11 protein-coding genes are annotated in these 16,585 nt (G+C 69.7%); 2 read left to right on the plus strand and 9 right to left on the minus strand.

The window, feature by feature from the left end:
• Nucleotides 1–83 precede the first annotated feature (83 nt).
• From proB to ACH4K1_RS16165, 9 genes are all read right to left on the minus strand, one after another.
• Nucleotides 84–1,238, minus strand: a complete 1,155-nt coding sequence (gene proB, locus ACH4K1_RS16125) for a glutamate 5-kinase (RefSeq protein WP_398089940.1) — start codon at nucleotides 1,236–1,238, stop codon at nucleotides 84–86.
• 165 nt (nucleotides 1,239–1,403) lie between these two features.
• The gene (locus tag ACH4K1_RS16130) at nucleotides 1,404–4,172 is read right to left on the minus strand and encodes a CDP-glycerol glycerophosphotransferase family protein (protein WP_398089942.1); all 2,769 of its coding nucleotides are present in this window, start codon (nucleotides 4,170–4,172) and stop codon (nucleotides 1,404–1,406) included.
• 233 nt (nucleotides 4,173–4,405) lie between these two features.
• Nucleotides 4,406–5,635 (minus strand): glycosyltransferase family 2 protein, encoded by a 1,230-nt coding sequence (locus ACH4K1_RS16135; RefSeq protein ID WP_398090051.1) that lies wholly within the window; start codon nucleotides 5,633–5,635, stop codon nucleotides 4,406–4,408.
• Nucleotides 5,636–5,849: 214 nt separating this feature from the next.
• Nucleotides 5,850–8,051: a hypothetical protein gene (locus ACH4K1_RS16140; protein WP_398089944.1), complete on the minus strand. Its 2,202-nt coding sequence runs from the start codon at nucleotides 8,049–8,051 to the stop codon at nucleotides 5,850–5,852.
• Between the two features lie 135 nt (nucleotides 8,052–8,186).
• Nucleotides 8,187–9,686 carry a bifunctional cytidylyltransferase/SDR family oxidoreductase gene (locus tag ACH4K1_RS16145; protein WP_073765982.1) on the minus strand — a complete coding sequence of 500 codons (1,500 nt, stop codon included), beginning with the start codon at nucleotides 9,684–9,686 and terminating at the stop codon, nucleotides 8,187–8,189.
• Between the two features lie 379 nt (nucleotides 9,687–10,065).
• Nucleotides 10,066–11,502 carry a GTPase ObgE gene (obgE, locus tag ACH4K1_RS16150; RefSeq protein WP_398089946.1) on the minus strand — a complete coding sequence of 479 codons (1,437 nt, stop codon included), beginning with the start codon at nucleotides 11,500–11,502 and terminating at the stop codon, nucleotides 10,066–10,068.
• A 144-nt stretch (nucleotides 11,503–11,646) separates the two neighbouring features.
• Nucleotides 11,647–11,904, minus strand: coding sequence for a 50S ribosomal protein L27 (gene rpmA / locus ACH4K1_RS16155; RefSeq protein WP_026291105.1), 258 nt, complete (start codon nucleotides 11,902–11,904; stop codon nucleotides 11,647–11,649).
• 14 nt (nucleotides 11,905–11,918) lie between these two features.
• Nucleotides 11,919–12,239, minus strand: coding sequence for a 50S ribosomal protein L21 (gene rplU, locus ACH4K1_RS16160; RefSeq protein ID WP_018487143.1), 321 nt, complete (start codon nucleotides 12,237–12,239; stop codon nucleotides 11,919–11,921).
• 418 nt (nucleotides 12,240–12,657) lie between these two features.
• Nucleotides 12,658–13,464 (minus strand): transposase family protein, encoded by an 807-nt coding sequence (locus tag ACH4K1_RS16165; RefSeq protein ID WP_398090052.1) that lies wholly within the window; start codon nucleotides 13,462–13,464, stop codon nucleotides 12,658–12,660.
• Nucleotides 13,465–14,017: 553 nt separating this feature from the next.
• Between ACH4K1_RS16165 and ACH4K1_RS16170 the strand changes: the two genes are divergently transcribed.
• Nucleotides 14,018–14,533, plus strand: a complete 516-nt coding sequence (locus ACH4K1_RS16170) for a hypothetical protein (RefSeq protein WP_398089948.1) — start codon at nucleotides 14,018–14,020, stop codon at nucleotides 14,531–14,533.
• 139 nt (nucleotides 14,534–14,672) lie between these two features.
• The gene (locus ACH4K1_RS16175; protein WP_398089950.1) at nucleotides 14,673–16,487 is read left to right on the plus strand and encodes an FG-GAP-like repeat-containing protein; all 1,815 of its coding nucleotides are present in this window, start codon (nucleotides 14,673–14,675) and stop codon (nucleotides 16,485–16,487) included.
• The last annotated feature ends 98 nt before the right edge of the window (nucleotides 16,488–16,585 follow it).

Consider the following 16,585-nt stretch of genomic DNA (forward strand, 5'->3'; position numbering starts at 1 on the left):
CACGACAAAGTGGACCAGTCCACGGCGGGGCGTGGGGTGGTTTTGGTGAAGGTGCTCGCCCGAAGGCTGGACTTTCAGCCGTTTCAGGGGGTGAGGCGCGGCGTGAGAATGACGAGATCGTCCCTGTGTACGACCTCGCGCTCGTAGGCGGGCCCGAGTTCCCGGGCCAGCTCCCGGGTGGAGCGGCCGAGCAGTTGGGGGATCTCCTTCGCATCGAAGTTGACGAGTCCGCGGGCGATGGGGACGCCCCGGGGGTCGCGCAGTTCGACGGGGTCACCGGCGCTGAACTCGCCCTCGACGGCCGAAATCCCCGCGGGCAGCAGGGAGGTGCGCCGGTCCACCACGGCCCGCACGGCGCCGTCGTCGAGGGTGAGCGCCCCCTGCGGGGTGGAGGCGTGGGCCAGCCACAGGAGCCGGTCGGCGGAGCGGCGGCCGGTGCGGTGGAAGTACGTGCCCGTGTCGCGTCCCGCGAGGGCGTCGGCGGCCCGGCTGGCGGAGGTGAGGACGACGGGGACCCCGGCGGCGGTGGCGATGTTGGCGGCCTCGACCTTGGTGACCATGCCGCCGGTGCCCACGCCCGCCTTCCCGGCGCTGCCGATGGTGACACCGGCCAGATCGCCGGGGCCGGTGACCTCGGCGATCCGGGAGGCGCCGGGGGTGCCGGGCGGCCCGTCGTAGAGGCCGTCCACGTCGGAGAGCAGGACGAGGAGGTCGGCGTGGACGAGATGGGCGACGAGGGCGGCGAGCCGGTCGTTGTCGCCGAAGCGGATCTCGTCGGTGGCGACGGTGTCGTTCTCGTTGACGACGGGGACCGCGCCCATCTCCAGGAGCTGGTCCAGGGTGCTGTAGGCGTTGCGGTAGTGGCCGCGGCGGCTGGTGTCGTCGGCGGTGAGGAGCACTTGGCCGACGCGGACTCCGTAGCGTGCGAAGGAGGCGGTGTAGCGGGCCACGAGGAGGCCCTGGCCGACGCTGGCGGCGGCCTGCTGGCGGGCCAGGTCCTTGGGCCTGCGGACGAGGCCGAGCGGGGCGAGTCCGGCGGCGATGGCTCCGCTGGAGACGAGGACGACCTCGCGTTCGCCGCCGTCCCGGACCTTGGCGAGGACGTCGACGAGGGCGTCGACCCGGTCGGCGTCGAGACCGCCGGAGGCGGTGGTGAGCGAGGAGGAGCCGACCTTGACGACGATCCTGCGGGCGCCGGCCACCGCCGTCTCGCGGAGTGACGGCCTCTGCTCTGCCACGTGCTTCCTCGCTCTGGATCGCCCCGGTGTCCCTCGGGGCCTCGTGCCGCCCCGGCACAGCACAGTACGCGAGCGGCCGCCCGCGCCGCCCGTCCGTTCCGGTCGGTGGACGCCGCGGAGCCCGCGGGGGCGGGGTGCGGCGGGCGGTGCGGGCGGCCGGGGGGCTCAGCCCTGCTGCTCGTCCTTGATCGCGAGCATCCGGTCGACGACCCGGGCGGCGGCGCGGCCGTCGGAGGGCTCGCAGAAGTCGACGCGGAACTGGGCGTACTTCTCCTTGTACTCCTCGCTGACCGCGTCGATGTTCCGGATCGCGGAGACCAGGTCCTCGGAGGTCTTGATCAGCGGCCCGGGGGCGCGGGAGGTGAAGTCGAAGTAGAAGCCGCGCAGGGTGTCGCGGTAGTGCTCCAGGTCGTACGTGAAGAAGAGCATCGGCCGCCCGGAGTGCGCGAAGTCGAACAGCACCGAGGAGTAGTCCGTGATCAGCACGTCGGCGATCAGGTAGAGGTCGGCGATGTCCGGGTAGTACGTGACGTCGTAGACGAAGCCCTGTCCGGCGCCGGGGATGGAGTCGAGGACCTTGTGGTGCTTGCGGTAGAGCAGCACGTGGTCGTCGCCGAGCTCGCGCTTCGCGGCCTCGACGTCGATCCGGTTGTCGAGCTTGAAGCGGCGTCCGCCGTAGCGCTGGTCGTCGCGCCAGGTGGGCGCGTACAGGACGACCTTCTTGCCCGCGGGGATGCCGAGCTTCTCGCGTACGGCCGCGGCGCGCTTGACGCGGTCGGGGGCGTGGAAGACGTCGTTGCGCGGGTAGCCCGCTTCCAGGACCTCGCACTGGAGGCGGAAGGAGTTGGTCATGATCGGGGTGGTGAAGGCGTTCGGCGTGATGAACAGGCTGTACTGGCGCGAGCGCTGCGGGAGGCTCGCGATGTAGGCCAGGTTCGCCTTGGGGGTGCCGAGCAGGTCGGCGCCGATGCGCTTGAGCGGGGTGCCGTGCCAGGTCTGGACGACGACCTGGCCCTCGCGGCGGACGAACCACTCGCGGATGCCGCCGTTGGTGACGACGTACCGGCTGCGGGCCAGCGCCTCGTACCACTCCTTGCTGCCCCACTCGACGCCCCGGACGCCGGGCGGCAGCACGACCTGCTGGTCGTGGACCATGGCGATGTGCTCGACGTCGGTGCCGCGGCGCTTGAGCTCCTCGTAGACCGCGCGGGGCGAGTCGGAGAACTGCTTGCCGCCGAAGCTGTTGTAGAGCACGGCCTCGCGCAGCGGCAGCTTGCGCTGCTCGGGGGTGTAGACGTCGCGCATGAGGCGCTGGCGGTAGGCGCCGCGCAGCTCCGGGGCGAGGACCGGCCCGGACTCGATGAAGATCCGGTCGAAGTCGAGCCGCTCGACGGTGTACGTGCGGTGCTCGCCCCGGTGGGAGAGCGGCAGCGTGTCCACGAGGTCGGGGCGGATCGTGACGGGCACGTCGCGGGTGTGGTCCCACTCGGTGCGCAGCCGCAGGCGCGGCATCCAGCGGCCGGCGCGCAGCGGCACGGTGCCCTCGTAGGTGGGCATGACGTCCGGGCGCAGCCGGGCGGTGAAGCGGCCCTCGGCGAATTCGACGGGCAGCGGACGGTCCTCGTTGCGGCCGGTGTGGCGCAGAACCATCTTCATCTGCTCGGCGGGGCCGGTGTAGACGCCCGAGAGGACCAGCTCGCCGTCCGCGGTCCACTCGACGCCGTCGACGAGGGGCTGGACGGTGCGCAGTTGCGGGGTGAAGTTGCCCGCGCCGTCGGTGAGGATCGCGAGTTCGCGGCCCTCGGCCAGCGGGTGGACGCCGGTGACGCCGGCGGCGCCGTTGGTGGCACGGCGGGTGGTGCCGTCCGCGAAGACGATCTGGGTGCGGTACTTGACGGCCTTGCCGGGGCGTACGTCGTCGGCGGGCAGGTCCGCGAAGTCCAGGCGGGCGGTATGGCGCAGCCAGCCGTCCTCGCCGGTCTCGCCCTGCTGGAGGGGGAGGTCGGTGGTGAAGCCGCTCGCCTCGTGGTCGATGCGCAGGGCCGTGGGGTACTTGCCCGCCGGGGTGGTGACGCGGGAGCGCAGGGTGACGGTCATGCCCTCGCCGTCGCCCTCCTGGGCGACGATCTCGGCGGGGACGACGTCCACGGAGAGCTTCAGGCGGTTGCGGTCGAAGCCGGCGACGAGCCGGACGCCGTCGTCCAGGGCGCGGGTGAAGCTGTGGCCGGCCGCGCCCGCGTTGTTCTTGGTGACGCTGCCGACCGACATGCCGCCGGGGCGCGGAATGCCGATGCCCAGCCGCCAGGTGGCGGACTGCCACTGGCCGCGTACACGGAGGCGGGACGGGTCGATGCCGATCTCGAAGCCGGACCAGTCGTAGTTGTGCAGGGCGCCCTTGGCCTCGGAGGTGGCGCGGGGCTCCTGGACGGTGCGCATGCGCAGCGGGAGAGTGGAGCGGCTGCCCTGGCGGCGGAGCACGGCGACGCGCAGCGAGCGCTTGCCGGTGGCCGAGGGAACGTTGGGGATGTAGGCGTAGCCCTTGACGAGGAGCTTGCCGTCCTCCCAGACGAGGTCGAGGAGCTTGCCGCGCACGGGGAGCTCGCTGCGGTTGAAGTTGCGCACCGAGGGGGGCAGCGAGGAGCTCTCGACGCCGGGCAGCTCGATGCGGGCGCGCCGCAGGCCGCGGACGGAGAAGGCTCCCGGGTTCTCCCGCTCGTAGTGCAGCAGTTCCACCAGCTCGTCGCCGCGGCCGCTGGCCGCGAGGTGCCACTTGACCCGCGCCATCGGCGAGAACTGCCGGACGACCTTGGGGGCGGCGTGGGCCAGGAAGTCCTTCGCCGCCCGGTGGAATTCGGGGCGCTCCTCGACCGGAGTCTCCGGGAAGTACTTCATGAGCCGGCTGAGCTCGTCGGGGATCGCTTCGAGGGACGCCACGGGGGAAGGGCCTTTCCGGGGGGACGTGCAGATGATGAACCCCTGGAGAACGGGGCGTTAATGAGACAGCTCCCACCGTCTCATGGTTGCCCCACAGTATGACGTGACACCTCTCACAGGACGAACCCGGCCCGGTGGCCGCCGGGAGAGGCGGGTGTTCGAGCGCTCCCCGCAGGCCTCCCGGGAGGGCCCGGCGGTGTTCCGGTGCCCGGCGGGGCCCCGCCGGGCACCGGTCAGACGCGGCCGGCGCGCAGGGCACCGAACACGGTGCGGCGGACCTTGCGGACCGCGCGCCGGACGAAGGAGGCGCGGGGCCGCTGCCGCGGCGGATCGATCCTGCGGCCGCCGACCCACTCCGTGACGGTCACCTCGTAGGCCCGGTCGGGGAGCACGGCGCTCTCCCCGAAGTGCGGGTAGGCGAGGTGGAGGCGGGGCGGGTCGCCCCGGCGGACCACCTCGGGCTCCTTCCCGGCGCGCAGGAAGGCCGCGATGTCCAGGAGCAGGTCGAGCCGGCCCTCGGCCACGCACATCAGCCGGAGGCGTTCGCTCACCTTCAGGTTGCGGGCGAGCCCCGGCGTCCAGTAGGCCTTCATGAGGGGGGCGGCGAGGGCCATCTTCCGCTCGCGGACCTCGGGCTTCTGCTTCACCAGCCCGGGACCGAACTGGGGCAGCAGGGTGATGACGAAGGGCCGCACCATCAGGGCGTCGCGTCGGGGGCCCGGGGGCACGTGCTCGGCGATGAGCCCCATGAGGGCGCGGGCCGAGTCGAAGCGGCGCCGGTAGCCGCCCTTCTTGGTCATCTGGTTGCGGTCCTCGCGACCCACCAGGTAGTAGCAGGTGTAGTCGGCGACGACGGAGATCCCGTTGCCGCGCAGGTACGCCTCCATGGTGAACAGGGCGTCCTCGCCCGTCTTCAGCTTCTCGTCGAAGGCCATGCCGAGGCGGACGAGGAGGTCGCGCCGGAACAGCTTCTGCGCGCTCAGGGTGAACTTGACGTTGGAGGAGAAGAGGTCGGCGTGTTCGACCGTCTCCTTCCACATCGACTTCGCGGCCCCCCGGTTGACGCCGACGATCTTCCCGAGGACCACGTCCGTGCCCGCCCGGTCCCCCATGGCGACCATGCGCTCCAGGGCCTCCTCGCCGAAGTAGTCGTCCGCGTCGAGGAAGAAGACGTACCGGCCGCGGGCGAGGGCGAGGCCCCGGTTGCGCGGGCCGCTGGGCCCCCCGGAATTCTCCTGCCGGACGACTCGCGTGGGGACCGCGGTCCGGGCGGCGAACTCCTCCAGGTAGTCGCCGGTGCCGTCGGTGGAGCCGTCGTCGATCGCGACGATCTCCATGCGGCCGGGGCCGATGGTCTGGGCTTCCACGGACTCCAGGCACCGGACCAGGTAAGGCATCGCGTCATATGCTCCGATGATCACACTGACATCGGGCTCGTCGTTCGTCCTGGGCGTGTCGAACATGTGCACCTGTCGATTTGATCACGAAAGAGGGAAGACCGCCCGATCCTGCACTCTTTTGCGCATTACGACACCGAACGACCCGTACGCCCCTCCCCCAGGAGAGACGTACGGGTCGCGTTCGGGGTTGCCCCTCATTCGGCCGTTCGATCAGCCGTGCGCCGCCCGGCTGTGCGCAGGCCGGTGTAGGCGGCGCACGGGTTCCGGCCGGACCCCCTCAGAGCGCCGGCGAGCTCCCCTCGGTGAGGGCGGTCTCCGCCTCCACCTGCTCCGGGTCGGCCGCAGGGGCGTCCGGGTCCGCGGCGGCGGTGGCCGCGGCCACCGCCTGCGGGTCGATGTCCCCGGCCCCGCTGGTGGCGGCCTCCTCGTCCGGCACGGCCACGGCCTGGTCGCCGAGCCGCTGGGCGACGCCCAGGTTGCGGGCCTCGGCCTTGGCGGTCAGCGCCCGGACGGCGGCGTTGAACTGCTCCATGGAGGTCGGCTCGTCCGGCCCCAGAAGGTAGGTCTTCAGCTCGCGGCGGGCGTCCGCCAGGAGGTCGGCGGCCGGGTCGGCCACCGCGGCCAGCAGTTCGTCCAGCTCCTCGGCCGTGTTGGACAGGATGACCGCGGCGCGTACGGCGGTGTTCTGCCGCTTGAACTCCGCGGCCCCGAGCGCCGCCGAGTCGGTCACCGCGTAGGGCTTGCCGCTCGCGATGAAGTCGGAGACCACACTGGAGATGTCCGAGACCATGGCGTCGGACTCGTTGAAGCAGTCGTACAGCTTGGGCTGCGCGCCGGTCACCGTACGGTGCTCCCACCAGCCGAAGGAGCGCCAGTAGGCGTCGTTCCACTCGGCCCGCAGCCGGGCGGCCTCCGCCTCGCGGGCCGGGTCGGCGAGCGAGATCCGCGACTCCTCCGCCTCGTCGCCGCCCGCGCGCCCGGAGGTCGCGAGCTTCGCCAGCCGCGCCTCGATCCGGACCAGCTCGGCCCGGGCGGCGCTGTGCCCGGCGGCGGCCGAGGACGCCTCCTTCGCCCAGCGGGGGTCGGCCGCGCGCTCGGCGGCGGCCTTCTCCAGCATCGCCCGGAGCCGGGCGTCGACGGCCTTGGCCTTGCGGCTGCGGATGCCGGTGAAGGGGTGCGGCTTGTAGATGATCCGGACCGGGTCGGCGGCGGTCAGCAGGCGGCGCACGATGTTCTCGCCCGCCAGCAGCAGGGAGGTGTTGCCCGGGTTGTCGTCCCAGCCCTCCCAGGTGGGTGCGTACAGCACGGTCGGGATGGGGTTCTTGACGGCGCCCGTCCAGCTCTTGATGGGCTCCAGCTGCGGGCGGCCGACCTCGACGATGTCCTCGTCGCGGACGCCCACGTCGGCCAGGGCGTAGCGGTCGCGGCCGGCTCGGCCCGCGGTCCAGACCTCGTCGTACACCTTCGAGTACGGGTTGACGCTGGCGAGCTTGTCGCTGTCGCCGTGGCCGATGAAGACGTGCTTCATCGTCGGAACCCGCAGGATGTGGATGTTCTTGCCGACGTTGGCGGGGTACAGGCAGACCCGGACGGTCGAGAGGTCCAGGTTCATCAGATGGGTGCCGGCCGGGACGCAGAGGACCGGGACGGAGGTCTCGGCGAGCTGCGGGACGAGACTGCGCTCCCGCATGATGATCAGCGGCCGGCCCTCGACGCGGGCCATGGTCTCCAGCCACATGTTGCCCTGGTAGGCGGACTCGTTGGAGCCGGAGAAGTAGAGGACCACGGTCGGCTGGTACTCGCGCAGCCAGGTGTCCACGGCCTTGAGCACGACGGGGGCCGGGGGCGCCAGACGGCCGCGGCGCACGTAGGGGAGGAGCGCCGCGAGGTAGGCCAGGGCGAGCAGCAGCGTCAGGCCGATGCCCGCGTAGCCGATGACGTCGTCGCCGGTGCCGGCGGCGATCAGGACGCCCGCCACGGCCGGGATGTCCAGGTGCAGCATCTTCTCCGCGGAGCGCCGCACCAGCACGCCGGGCGGGGCGTCGGGGATGCGGACCGCGTGCAGGTCCACGTTGCGGGTGACGACCGGCATGGTGCGGCGCATCCGGATCAGGGTGGTCAACGCGCCGTGCGGCGCCTGGAGCCCGTAGAAGAGCAGGAAGCAGGCGACCGCCGCGTAGAACAGCGGCGACTCGGCGAGATCCAGGCGGGCCAGCAGCAGGATGACCATCAACTGCCGCAGCAAAAAGCGGATCGACAGCCCGGCCCGCACCTTGCCGAGGCGGTTGACCAGATAGCTCCCCTTCTGGTGCAGATACCAGTCGGCCGCGTACGTGACGGCGGCGGCCGCCGCGAAGAACCAGATGTGGGGGATGAGCGCGGCGAGCATGACGCAGGGGTATCCGAGCCCCATCAACAACGCTGCCGCCAGTTCCGTCCTGCTGCCCACACGGGCCAGGCGAATGGCTGTCGAGATCACGAAGAACCTGCTCCACGGGGTGCCGGATGATTCACGTATTGGCGGAAATGTGAAGGTGCGGCTTCACGCATTCGGGCCTCTGTCGTCGCGCGAAGCGACAACAGAGGCCCGTAAAAACACATTTGTCAAGAATTATTACACATCTGCTTGACGGTCCAGCACGGAGGCCAGCGCCTGCTCGAACCCGGAGGACTCTGCGGCCCCCGCGGTCGGGTCCTGCTGCCGTACGTCGATGACGTGACCGGTCAGCGCGGACAGCAGGACGTCCAGCGAGGTGCGCGCCACGGCCTCCGAGGAGAGCAGCGAGCCCTCGGGCTCCTGGCCGAACGCCTTGGTGCGCATCGGCGTCGCGGTCCGCTCCGGGTTCACGCAGTTGACCCGGATGCCCTCCCCCGCCCACTCGTCGGCGAGCGCCTGGGTGAGGTTGACCATGGCGGCCTTGGTCGAGGAGTACAGGCTGTACTCGGCGCGGCCGCGGGTGTAGCTGCTGGAGGTGTAGAGCAGCAACTGGCCCTTGGTCTCGGCGAGGTACTTGTACGAGGCGCGGGCGATCTGGACGGGGGCCAGGTAGTTGACGTTCAGCGCTTCCTGGATCGTCGTGTTGTCGGTCTCGGCCAGCTTGCCGATCCGCAGCACGCCCGCGGTGTTGATGACGTAGTCGATCCGCCCCGTCTCGCCGTACGCCGTGGAGAGCGCGTCGTCCACGTGCTCCGGGTTCTCCACGTGCGTGCCGGTGGTGGAGCGTCCCAGCGCGTAGACCTTGGCCCCGTAGTTCTCGGCCAGCGTGGCGATGTCGGCGCCGATGCCGTAGGAACCGCCGAAGACGACGAGGGTCTTGCCGGTGAGCAGCTCCCGGTAGGCGGCCTCGTCGGCCTGGCGGGGGGCGGCGGTGGAGGCCAGCTGGAAGAGCTTGTCGGTGATGAAGACGTCGACCGGCTGGGTCACCTTCATGTTGTACTCGTCGCCCGCGACCACGTAGATCGGCACGTCGGGGAGGTACTTGAGGACCACCGAGCAGTCGTCGGTGGCCTGGAAGTTGGGGTCGCCCGACGCGATCTCGTACGCCTTGCGGATCGTGGAGAGCTTGAACGCCTGCGGCGTCTGGCCCCGACGCAGCCGGGAGCGGTCGGGGACGTCGGTGATGAACTCGCCGTCCTCACCGTGCGTGCGGGTCACGATGATCGTGTCCGCGGAGGGGATGGCGACGTCGACGGCCTGGTAGCGGTCGAGGGCGTCCACGCAGTCCTTGATCACGCGCTGTGACAGCAGGGGGCGCACCGCGTCGTGGAAGAGGACGTTGCGGTCCTCGCCCTCGGCGAGCCCCTCCCCGAGGGCCGCGATGGCGCGCTCGGTGGTCTCGTTGCGGGTGTTCCCGCCCTCGATGACGCGGGTGACCTTGGTCAGTCCGGCCTTCTCGACGATCTTCTCGACGTCGGGCACGAAACCGGGCGCCATCAGCACGATGACGTCGTCGATGCCCTCGGCGTTCTCGAAGATGGTCAGCGTGTGCTCGATGACGGCCTTGCCGGCGATCTTCAGCAACTGCTTGGGGATCGACAGGCCCACGCGCTGGCCGGTCCCACCGGCGAGCACGACCGCTGTGGTCCGGGGCTTGGCTTCGTGCGGCACAGACACAGACGACCTACCTTGCTATGACGGGGGAACAGTGTGATGGTCGCACTCTCCGTGACCGTCTCGCAAGGTGGACGTCGGCCGTCGCTCGCCTCGCCGATGCCCGCAGTTCACCCTCTGGCCAGGGAGGTTGGGCGCTTCCGGGCGCCACGCGGGGTGACCGACCCCACAGATGTGTTGCGCAATCGGCACATGAGCAGCACCTGCACCCGGTGTGACCGGCGGAAACCGCCGACGCCCAGGGCCAGAATCTACCGGACGGCCCGCCTCCGCAGAGACGGGCCGTCCGGTGGGGCCTTCAGGAGCCGCGTGGTGACGCCTTCGGGAGGGGGCCGCCCCGGGAAGGGGGCCGCCTCCGGTGGAAGGGCTCCGGAGGCTTCCCCTAGAAGGGGTTGAACTCGTCGTACTCCTTCTCCGCGTCGTCGCGTTCGGCCTCGCGGTCCCGGCGGCGCTGGGCCGCCGGTCGCGGCTCCTCCAGGCGGTGGTCCTCGCCCCGGCGGCCGAGCATCTCGGCGCCGGCCTGCACGGTCGGCTCCCAGTCGAAGACGACCGCGTTGTCCTCGGAGCCGATCGCGACGCCGTCGCCGGCCCGGGCGCCGGCCTTCATCAGGGCCGCCTCGACGCCGAGGCGGTTGAGCCGGTCGGCGAGGTAGCCGACGGCCTCGTCGTTGTTGAAGTCGGTCTGGCGCACCCAGCGCTCGGGCTTCTCGCCGCGCACCCGGTAGAGGTCCTCGCCCTCGGCGGTGACCGTGAAGCCCGCGTCGTCGACGGCCTTGGGACGGATGACGATGCGGGTCGCCTCCTCCTTCGGCTTGGTGGCGCGCGCCTCGGCGATGATCCCGGCGAGCGCGAAGGAGAGCTCCTTGAGCCCCTTGTGCGCGATCGCGGAGACCTCGAAGACGCGGTAGCCGCGGGCCTCCAGGTCCGGGCGGATCATGTCGGCGAGGTCCTGGCCGTCCGGGATGTCGACCTTGTTGAGGGCGACGATGCGGGGCCGGTTCTCCAGGCCGCCGTAGAGCCTCAGCTCCTCCTCGATCATGTCGAGGTCGGAGACGGGGTCGCGGTCGGACTCCAGGGTCGCGGTGTCCAGGACGTGCACGAGCACCGAGCAGCGCTCGACGTGCCGCAGGAACTCCAGGCCGAGACCCTTGCCCTGGCTGGCGCCGGGGATGAGCCCGGGGACGTCCGCGATGGTGTAGACGGTGGACCCGGCGGTGACGACGCCCAGGTTCGGCACGAGGGTGGTGAACGGGTAGTCCGCGATCTTCGGCTTGGCCGCCGAGAGCACCGAGATCAGCGAGGACTTGCCGGCGCTCGGGTAGCCGACGAGCGCCACGTCGGCGACGGTCTTGAGCTCCAGGACGATGTCCCGGCTCTCCCCCGGCTCGCCGAGCAGCGCGAAGCCCGGGGCCTTGCGGCGGGCCGAGGCCAGCGCCGCGTTGCCGAGGCCGCCGCGGCCGCCCTGGCCGACCACGAAGGTGGTGCCCTGGCCGACGAGGTCGGCGAGGACGTTCCCGGCCTTGTCCAGCACCACGGTGCCGTCCGGCACGGGCAGGACCAGGTCCTGGCCGTCCTTGCCGGAACGGTTGTCGCCGGCGCCGGGCTGGCCGTTGGTGGCCTTGCGGTGGGGGTGGTGGTGGTAGTCGAGGAGAGTGGTCACGGCCTGCTCGACGACGAGGATCACATCGCCGCCCCGCCCGCCGTTGCCCCCGTCGGGGCCTCCCAGCGGCTTGAACTTCTCACGGTGTACGGAGGCGCAGCCGTGGCCCCCGTTACCCGCGGCGGCATGCAGCTCGACGCGGTCCACGAAGGTGGTCATGGTCAGGGCCTCCAGGTACAGCGGGAAAAAGCGGAATTGTCTCTGTCGTAACACGCCGAGGGCGGACCCGCTTCCCCGTTCACCGGGAAAGCTGCGATCCGCCCTCGGAAGGTGCTGTGTCGTTCTGCGCGCGCCGGGAAGAACTCAGACGGCGAGCGGAACGATGTTCACGACCTTGCGGCCGCGGTGCGTGCCGAACTCCACCGCACCGGCGGCGAGCGCGAACAGCGTGTCGTCGCCGCCACGGCCGACGCCCGTGCCCGGGTGGAAGTGGGTGCCGCGCTGGCGGACCAGGATCTCACCGGCGTTGACGGCCTGGCCGCCGAAGCGCTTCACGCCGAGCCGCTGAGCATTGGAGTCGCGCCCGTTCCGAGTGGAAGATGCGCCCTTCTTGTGTGCCATGTGTTCTCAGTCCCTTACTTCGCAGCCGCGGGGATACCGGTGACCTTGATCGCCGTGTACTGCTGGCGGTGACCCTGGCGACGGCGGTAGCCGGTCTTGTTCTTGTAGCGAAGGATGTCGATCTTCGCGCCCTTGTGGTGGTCCACGACCTCGGCCGTGACCTTGATGCCGTCGAGCACCCACGGGTCGCTGGTGACCGCGTCACCGTCGACAACGAGCAGGGTCGAGAGCTCGACCGTGTCGCCAACCTTGGCAGTGGAAATCTTGTCAACCTCAACGATGTCGCCGACAGCAACCTTGTGCTGGCGACCACCGCTGCGCACGATGGCGTACACGCGGATCTCTCTCTCGCTCGGAACGGAACCCCTGATGCCAGCCGCCCGCACGGGCCGAGGCCCGAGGCGATCCGGAAGGATGAGCGGCCTCTCCTGACGGACGGCGCGAACACCGACCGTGACCGGGAGGGATGTGCTCAGGGGTGAGTGCGTCGAAGAAACACACCGAGGGTCAAGGCTACGGGGCTGGGGGATGGGGGTCAAACCGGCCGCGCCCCCGGAGAAAACCGTCCCCTGCACATTCACACCAGGGCGTGGGGCAGGCCGAGTGCCGCAGAACAGGGAACCCACGAGGCTCCTGTGCTGATGAGGCGAGGCGTCGAACACCTCTCTCCACGGCACAGGAGCCTCGCGCGTCGCAATCCGCCGGCTCGTCACCCGTTCAGCGGCCACCGCCAAAGGGCTCACTGAGCCTTTTTCATCCTGAATAGTTGCAGGTCGGGAGGGTGTGGACGGCTTGGACGATGGTGCCGATGCGTCGGGTGGAGCATCTGGTTCGGCGGAGGATGCGCCAGGACTTCAGCTGCGCGTAGGCCCGTTCGCCGGGAGCTCTCGGGCGGGCGTGGTCGCGGTTGAACTGTTGGTAGTGCTCGGGTTGTTCGCGGTGGTTCTTGTACGGGGTACGGACGGTGGCGCCGGCGCCCTGGTATGCGCGGTCGGCCAGGACGAGGATCTCTCTGGTGAGGCAGGCCTGGACGATGCCGTGGGCCCGGACCGCGGTCAGATCGCGGGTTCGCCCGGGTGCCGCACGGGAGAACCACAGCGGTGTGCCGTCAGGACGGGCGATGACCTGCACGTTCATGCCATGCTTGCGGTGTTTTTGCGAGTAGTACGGTTCGTCGGCGGCGATGCGGTCGATGGGGATCAGCGTGCCGTCGACGATGACGAAGTCGCCCTCGCCCAGGCCGGTCAGGGCCTCGTGCAGGCCCGGTGTCCAGGCCGCGAGGAGGCCCAGGATCTCGTCGACGTAGCGCCAGGCAGTCGCGGTCGAGACGCCGAAGCCGGCCGCGAGCTGGGCAAACGTCTCGTTCTTCCGCAGATGGGCCAGCGTGAGGAGAGCCTGCTTGAAGCAACCGAGCCGTCTCCACGGCGAGTTCAGTTCACGCCTTCGAGCGTAGATCAGCCAGGAAACATGCTCGACCAGCTCGTACGAGACGTCGAGCAGGGCTCGATACGGAACCAACAGAGCCCCCGGGATGTCGGCAGTGTCGAGTGGAATCAACACCGCCAACGACCGGGGGCTCTGCCACGTCACCACCCCAGCTGACCAGGCCTTATAGCCCTTCAGGGGCAGGATGAAAAAGGTTCACTGTTCACCGACGGCCGGATCTGCTTGTTCTTTTTTCACGAAAATCCTGTTCGCATTCTCAGCGATTTCGTCCACTGATTGCCGAATATCGGCTCCGTGATGACAGGCGACCCCCTCTGCGGCGCGTTCACCCCTTCCTGAACGGAGGAGGAGCGGGATGCACAATTTCAGGCCCTCCCGTCGCTCCCGTGACCAAAAAGAAACCACCCCGCATCGACGGAAAGTGTGGTTTGTGTGCTCTCGGTGCAGGCGTCAACAGGGAAGGGGGGCCGGTGATCGCATAAAATTTTGACGCAAAATTTCCCCTTTGCTATACGTTCGATTGGCCACCAAACGGACCTTTCTCACAATCTTCCCGTTTGATGTTTCGACATGGTCCGGTTAGGTTGTGCGCGAACCTTTACTTCATCTATCCAACAGGCGTTCAGGCGCCTTCCGGTATGGACTTCACGCCTGAAAGGACTCCTTCATGACTTTCCGTGCGCGCAGTCTGCTTGTTCCGGGAATGGTGGGTGCCCTGGTCATGGCGGTTGGCCTCCCACTGGCATTCGCTTCCAGCCCTTCCAGCACTCAGGGCGGAACCGAAGCCCCTCCATCCATAGTGGAGGACTACTCCTACCCCGGCGCCGACAATATTTTGGCGACCAAGGGGATCAAGTTGAAGAAGGGTGACGGCCGCATTCTGCTGGCCGACTGCGACCCCAGCCAGAACCAGATCCAGGTCCTGACGGTCGAGGATCCGGCCAGCGGTCGTGCGGGGCAGTACTGCTTCCGCACCACGGCCAAGAGCGGCTACCTCACACTTGAACTTCCCCGCGTCTTCATGCTGGAACTCGCGACTTCGGAACGGCCCATCAGCGCCGACCTCACAGCTGGTGGTGAAACCACCACGGTGAACGTGGGAGCCGGCGACTTCCAGAGCGTCGGCGAAGGCGTGGTGGGCGGCGCCCGGAGCACTCTCGTCGAGATCCGGGTGACCGGCTGATCCATACCTGCCGTATCTCAGAAACTCAGAGGAATCGGCGCTCGCGTGTAGCTGCCACCGGTCTCGTGCCGGTCGCGAATGGTGTCTCTCCCAGCAAGGAATTCTTGTGTCTGTGAAATCTTCCCGCAGTAGGCGGGGCATGGTGTTGTTCGCGGGTGTCGCCGCGGTCGGTGCCCTGACTCTCCCCTCCCCCGCCCAGGCCACGGTCGGTGACGCGGTCGCCGCCGGCACCTACTCCTTCACCGCCAAGCTCGACATCGGTGAGGGCGACGCGCAGCGCTCCTGCACCGGCTCCCTGGTCGACGCCCAGTGGATCCTGACCGCGAGCAGCTGCTTCGCGGCCGCCGGGCAGCCCGCGTACCCGATACCCACCGGCGCCCCGGCGCTGAAGACCACCGCGACCATCGGCCGCACCGACCTCACCGGCACCGGCGGCAAGGTCGTCCAGGTCACCGAGCTGGTCTCGCGGACCGACCGCGACCTGGTCATGGCCAAGCTCGCCCAGCCGGTCACCGACATCGCCCCGGTCCTCCTCTCCGACTCCGCCCCTGTGGCGGGCGAGAGCCTGCGGGCCCTGGGATACGGGCGTACGGCGACCTCCTGGGTGCCCGACCGGCTGCACGCGGGCGCGTTCGCCGTCAGTGCGACCGGCGCGACCACGGTGGCCGTCACACGCGACGGCGGATCGATCTGCAAGGGCGACGCCGGCGGCCCCGCCCTGCGCGAGCAGGACGGCAAGGTCATGCTCGCGGCCGTCCACAGCGCCTCCTGGCAGGCGGGGTGCTTCGGCTCGGACGAGACCCGCGGCGGTGCCGTGGAGACCCGGACCGACGACATCGTCGACTGGGTGACCCAGGTCCGCGGGCTGCCCGGGGAGTCCCAGGTGGCCTCCGGTGACTTCAACGGCGACGGTCGCGAGGACATCGCCGCGTTCTACGACAACGGCCCCTCCACGGAGGGCGGCAACAGGTCCTCGCTCTTCGCCTTCTACAGCACCGGCACCGGTTTCGCCGAGCCCAAGCAGGTATGGAGCTCAGGCGGATTCACCTGGAGCAAGAGCCGGCTGACGGCGGGGGACTTCACCGGCGACGGCAAGGACGACCTCGCCGTCCTCTACGACAGCGGCGTTTCCGACACCGGAGCGGTCACCTCTCTCTACACCTTCACCAGCACGGGCACCGGTTTCAGCTCTCCGAAGAAGACCTGGACCACCCCGGGCGGCTTCACCTGGAGCAAGAGCAAGGTCACGTCGGGCGACTACAACGGGGACGGCAAGGACGACGTCGCCGTCTTCTACGACGGCGGCACCTCCGCCACCGGACAGGTGTCCTCCCTCTACACCTTCAACAGCACCGGAACCGGCTTCGCCAACCCGCGCAAGACCTGGACCACCCCCGGCGGCTTCACCTGGGCGGCCGGCCAGGTGACCTCGGGCGACTACGACAAGGACGGCAAGGACGACGTCGTCGTCCTCTACAACGGCGGCAAGTCGGCCGACGGCAAGTTCATCTCGTCGCTCTACACGTTCACCAGCAACGGAACCACCTTCGACAACCCGCGCAAGACCTGGACCAGCAGCGGTTCCTTCAACTGGAACGCCACCAAGCTGACCTCCGGCGACTACAGCGGCGACGGCCGGGACGACGTCGCCGTCCTCTACAACCGCGGCACCACGGAGGCGGGTGTGCACCAGTCCGCACTCTTCACCTTCGCGAGCACCGGTACCGACTTCGCCGCTCCCCGTGAGGCGTGGGCCAGCACCGGATCCTTCAACTGGAACGCGAGCCAGCCGGTCTCCGGCGACTTCGACAAGGACGGCAAGGCGGACGTGGGCCTCCTCTACCGTGCCGGTACGTCCGCGGACGGCCGACGTATCGACAGCCTGTTCTCCTTCATCAGCACCGGCACCGACCTCAAGGCGCCGGTCAAGCACTGGAGCGGCAGCGTCGTCTGACGACGCGGCGCTCCCCGTATGCGGGACTGTGCCCTGCCCGCCGCCCCGCACGCGGGGCGGCGGGCAGGGCACCCTTATGATTTCCGGGCGCATCAGCT

Origin of the sequence: Streptomyces sp. NPDC017448 (assembly GCF_044330565.1) — a bacterium.
Classification (GTDB): Bacteria; Actinomycetota; Actinomycetes; order Streptomycetales; family Streptomycetaceae; genus Streptomyces.